At 53.3% G+C, this 4,683-nt stretch carries 5 protein-coding genes; 3 read left to right on the top strand and 2 right to left on the bottom strand.

Features of this window, described 5'->3' with window-relative positions; all coding sequences use genetic code 11:
- Positions 1-76: 76 nt before the first annotated feature.
- Positions 77-586 carry a hypothetical protein gene (locus GEU01_RS19540; protein WP_081500033.1) on the bottom strand — a complete coding sequence of 170 codons (510 nt, stop codon included), beginning with the start codon at positions 584-586 and terminating at the stop codon, positions 77-79.
- A 118-nt stretch (positions 587-704) separates the two neighbouring features.
- Here GEU01_RS19540 and GEU01_RS19535 point away from each other — a divergent pair, with 118 nt between their 5' ends.
- From GEU01_RS19535 to GEU01_RS19530, 3 genes are all read left to right on the top strand, one after another.
- Complete coding sequence (locus GEU01_RS19535; RefSeq protein WP_019087403.1) at positions 705-1,844, top strand: pyridoxal phosphate-dependent aminotransferase; 1,140 nt, start codon at positions 705-707, stop codon at positions 1,842-1,844.
- Between the two features lie 334 nt (positions 1,845-2,178).
- Positions 2,179-2,502, top strand: a complete 324-nt coding sequence (locus tag GEU01_RS25065) for an ArsR/SmtB family transcription factor (protein ID WP_157212900.1) — start codon at positions 2,179-2,181, stop codon at positions 2,500-2,502.
- Positions 2,503-2,520: 18 nt separating this feature from the next.
- Positions 2,521-3,039, top strand: coding sequence for a rhodanese-like domain-containing protein (locus GEU01_RS19530; RefSeq protein ID WP_010518081.1), 519 nt, complete (start codon positions 2,521-2,523; stop codon positions 3,037-3,039).
- 395 nt (positions 3,040-3,434) lie between these two features.
- On the opposite strand, the gene GEU01_RS19525 is transcribed toward GEU01_RS19530, so the two are convergent.
- Positions 3,435-4,683, bottom strand: a 1,249-nt coding sequence (locus GEU01_RS19525) for a Tn3 family transposase (protein WP_019087227.1), incomplete at its 5' end; no start/stop codon positions are given.

Genomic DNA, 4,683 nt, shown 5'->3' with positions numbered 1-4,683 from the left:
CGCTACACTCTGTCTGCATCGGGTTCGTTTATTGCTTATGAAAAATTCTTTTGTGCAAAACAGACTTTTTCATAATCTAATCCGATGTACAACCCTTCTGTGAGATTTCCGCGTCCAGAACGACCGGAATTTCCGGCACAGGCGCTGCCGAATGACTGACCCACCAAAGGCGCTTTTCCAGCCGGTCAAAAGCGAAAAAATCATCACACAGCATGGCAATGAGTTCGGGTTCATCGCTCATGTGCCGTGACGCAATCCGCTCCAGCCGCATGCCCGCTTCATAAGACGCCAAACCGATCACGCCTCCGGGAAAAGGCAGATCTTCCGCACTGCGTGGACGCAACATCGCACGGATACAAGACCAGACATCCGTCCCCTGCGCGATTTCCACACCGTCACGCTTCAGAACCCCCTGTCGCAACACGAGTGTGGAGACTGGTCGTGGACAGAGCCATGACCAGCGCCCCTCAGGCGACTCTCCACCGCTGTCCAGCATGACGCAGGACGATGCTCCGGAAGCAAATCCGAGAAAATCCTCGGGCGGGCGCCAAGCAAGCTCTGTCTTGAAAATCTCGGAACATATCATTCGTGCTTTTTAGCCCGGTTCGCAGCAGAAGATTAAGCGTCTTTGTGCTGGTCTTTTTCCTCTTTCATTCCATCTCTGCTATCAGGGCCAAAGTTTCAGACAACCCCATGGGTCATGCATGTCCGTTCCCGAAATCGCACCGTTCCACGCCATTGAACTCAGCGCTCTGGCCCACCGTCTCGCAGCCGAGGGACAGGACATCATTCACATGGAATTTGGCCAGCCCTCCACCGGGGCGCCGACCAAGGCCATCGAACGCGCACAACATGTTCTGGCCACAGATCCGATGGGATATTGGGAAAGTCAGGCCCTTCGTGAACGGATCGCCCGGCATTATCACGACACATATGGCGTCAGCATCCGCCCGCAGCAGGTCATTCTGACCTGTGGCGCGTCACCGGCTCTGGTTCTGGCCCTGCTGTCCAGCCTCACACCCGGCATGCGCGTTGCTCTGGCCCGGCCGGGTTACGTTGCCTATCGCAACACGCTGAAAAGCCTTCACATGGTCCCGGTTGAAATCCCGTGTGGCGAGAAAGAATGCTTCCAACTGACAGCGCGCGCCATCGAAGCGCTTGTGCCCGCACCGGACGCCCTGATTATCGCCAGTCCCGCCAACCCTACGGGGACCATCCTGCCGGAACAGGAATTCCGCGCCATCGTCCGCGTCTGCCGCGAGCGCAATATCCGGATCATCTCCGACGAAATTTACCACGGTCTGAGCTATGATGAACCAGCGCACAGCGCTCTGGAATATGAACCGGAAGCGCTGATCGTGAACAGCTTTTCCAAATATTTCAGCATGGCACCCTGGCGTCTGGGATGGCTGATCATTCCCGAAGACATGATCGACAAGGCGCGTGCCCGCATGGGCAATCTGTTCCTGACACCTTCTTCCCTGAGCCAGCACGCCGGGCTGGTCGCCTTTGATTGCAGCGAGGAGCTGGAAGGGCATCTTGTGACCTATCGCAAGAACCGCGATCTTCTCCTGCAAGCTCTCCCACAGATGGGCTTGAACAATATAGCCCCCCCTGATGGCGCGTTTTATGTTTATGCCGATATCGGACATCTGACTGACAACAGTCTGATATTTTGCGAAGAACTGCTGCGCGATACAGGTGTTGCAACTGCGCCCGGAATTGATTTCGACCCGGTCAATGGCCACAAATTCATGCGCTTCAGCTTCGCGGTTTCAACCGACAGGATTGAAGAAGCTATTGCCCGCATGATTCCCTGGTTTTCAGCGAAAACGGACAAATAAAGGGGCATACTCCCCCCATTGTTCGTTAAGAAAATTATGCCGAGTGTTCTTCTGCCGCTTCCAAAGCCGGAAAAACACTCAGTGCAGACCACTGGAAACTGCAATCCTTATTCGCTTCCGGCGTCTAACTGATGACATTCTGCAATTCGCATGAAAAGGATGCGGAATGTCATGTTTTTTCAAAAAATATTTGAAAACATAGACGAAATTACAGAAATCATTATCTGGCATATTTCACGAGGCATATACCGGCATCCATACGGAAAGACACTTTACGATTTGGATTAAGTATTTTAGATATTGCTAAAATAGAATTCTGCAATAAGGTATCAACGTGGAAAAACGAAACCTATCCCTCGCCCATGAAGCCATGCAGCGTCATGCCTCGGAAGCAGAGAGGTTTCTCAAGGAACTCGCCAATGCCAACCGACTGATGGTGCTGTGCCACCTTGTCTCCGGTGAAAAAAATGTCGGAGATATCGCTGAAGCCGTTGGATTATCGCAGTCGGCCCTGTCTCAACATCTGGCGCGACTTAAAGATGCTGGTCTGATTACTTCAGAACGACGCGGCCTGATGATCTATTATCGACTTTGCAGCGCTGAAGCACAGGCAGTACTTGCCGTGCTTCAGCTGATCTTCTGTCGCGAACACCCTTGATTAGGAAGTTCATGTAAAATGACAATGCAGTCCGTGGATGCAAAAACCCTGAACGATTGGCTGGAGCAGAAGAAAGTCGCCCTGGTCGATGTGCGAGAGCCCTCGGAATTTGCATCCGAGTCCATTTCCGGCGCGACCCTTCTGCCACTGGGCTCAATCAAAAAGGCCATTCTGCCGCCTCATGCTGACAAAAATCTGGTCATTTATTGTCGCAAGGGTGGTCGTGGTGCTTCTGCCTGCAAGAAACTATTGGCCGAAGACCCCAGCCTCACTCTCTATAATCTTGAAGGAGGCATCGAGTCCTGGATGAAGGAAGGCCTGCCATTACAAAGAAGCGGCCGGAAAGTCCTGCCCCTCGACCGTCAGGTGCAACTCATCATCGGATTACTTGTTCTCACAGGCAGCCTTCTCGGCTTTTTTGTAAGCCCATGGTATTTCCTGCTGACCGGCTTTTTTGGCGCGGGCCTTACCGTTGCTGGACTGACAGGTTTTTGCGGCCTGGCACGGGTCGTAGCTCACGCTCCATGGAACCGCTAAGCGCAGCCACAACAGTCAGTCCAACAGCCGATCAGATTGCATACCCCTGCGCTGCGATTTACATGATTTCTTCTTTCCTGTTTTCACAGGGAGAGGAAATCCCGGAGTCGTGAAGTTAAATATTATGCAATGCTAATATATAAAATGACTGGAAATTCCGGAAAAACCTACATCCGACGCTCCGAACGTTGAAATTGAAAAAATAATCTCACACCCGCGACCTTCATGACGGGAGGACAGCCACAAATTTCAGACTGGATCCGGCAACAGAAAAGTAAAAATCATCTACAGGACAAAGAAATGACAGACATATCCCCCTATGAAGGGATCACGACACGAAAGTGTATTTTACGTACGCTTGGAGTGAACACCTGTAGAACTGGCCACATTGAGGTTCACGCAACAAGTAGGGATGCAGGTACCCGAAGCGGTCGTAACGCGCCAGCTTCGGGCTGCTCATCGACATTCCAGCGATAGTCGCCTGTCAGAGAAATATGCTCCCAGCCGAGGGGTGCGATATGCTGGGCCAGGTCATCTGAAATACCGAGCGTCGTGATGGCAGACTGAAGATAGCGCGTATTCCATAGGATGACCGCTGCCACCAGCAGGTTCAGACCTGACGCCCGATAGGCCTGATTTTCAAAACGCCGATCCCGCAGTTCGCCAAGCTGATTGAAGAAGAGCGCCCGAGCCAGCGCATTCCGGGCTTCTCCCTTATTGAGTCCAGCCTGGGTTCGTCTGCGCAAATCCAGATCCTGTATCCAGTCGAGCATAAAAATTGACCGTTCGATCCGGCCGACTTCGCGCAAAGCCACAGCCAGACCATTCTGACGGGGGTAAGATCCGAGTTTGCGCAGCATGGCCGAAGCGGTCACGGTTCCACTCCGAATAGATGTGACGAGACGCAGCAGGTCGTCCCAGTGTTCCACAATATGGTTGGTATTGATCAGGTCACCGGCCATCCCACCCAGAAGTTCGCCCGGGTGTTGTCCCGGAAAAAGGTGAAGTTTCCGCTCTTTCAGATCCCGTATCCTGGGCGCAAATCGATAACCAAAGAAGGGCATCAGCCCGAAAACATGATCCGATGCCCCACCCGTATCTGTATAATGCTCTTCAATGGAAAGTCCGTTAGCATGATAAAGCAGTCCATCCAGAACATAGGGCGCTTCACCGGCCGTCGCAGCAATCACCCGGGTCGAAAACGGATCATACTGATCGGAGATGTGGGTGTAGAAACTGACGCCCGGTTCACTGCCATTGCGCGCATTGATATCGCTGATCGCAGCGCCTCTGCCACCTGCATGAAACAATTGACCATCACTTGAGGACGATGTGCCGTCTCCCCAGAGTGACGCCAGGGGCAGCCCACGATGGGCTGCAACCATACGGCCAAGGGCTTCGGCGTATCCGGCCTCGCTGATATGCCAGTCATGCAGATGCGCCAACTGGCGCAGGGTGGCACCCTGACAGGTGTCGGCCATGCGTGTCAGACCAAGATTAATCCCATCCGCCAGGATCACCGTCAGCAGGGCGTTTTTGTCATCCGCGACACGGCTGGAACGGCGATGGGTAAAGCAGTCGGTGAAGCTGATCCAGCGGTCCACTTCCAGCAGAAGATCAGTAATCTTGATCCGTGGCAGCCGG

Origin of the sequence: Komagataeibacter europaeus LMG 18890, from assembly GCF_000285295.1 — a bacterium.
Lineage (GTDB): Bacteria > Pseudomonadota > Alphaproteobacteria > Acetobacterales > Acetobacteraceae > Komagataeibacter > Komagataeibacter europaeus.
The sequence above is the reverse complement of the archived record's forward strand: the minus strand, read 5'-3'. Positions and strand labels throughout refer to the sequence as shown.

Coding starts and splice junctions, on each gene's coding strand:
- GEU01_RS19540 (WP_081500033.1), bottom strand. CDS start 586: ATGATATGTTCCGAGATTTTCAAGACAGAGCTTGCTTGGCGCCCGCCC.
- GEU01_RS19535 (WP_019087403.1), top strand. CDS start 705: ATGTCCGTTCCCGAAATCGCACCGTTCCACGCCATTGAACTCAGCGCT.
- GEU01_RS19530 (WP_010518081.1), top strand. CDS start 2,521: ATGACAATGCAGTCCGTGGATGCAAAAACCCTGAACGATTGGCTGGAG.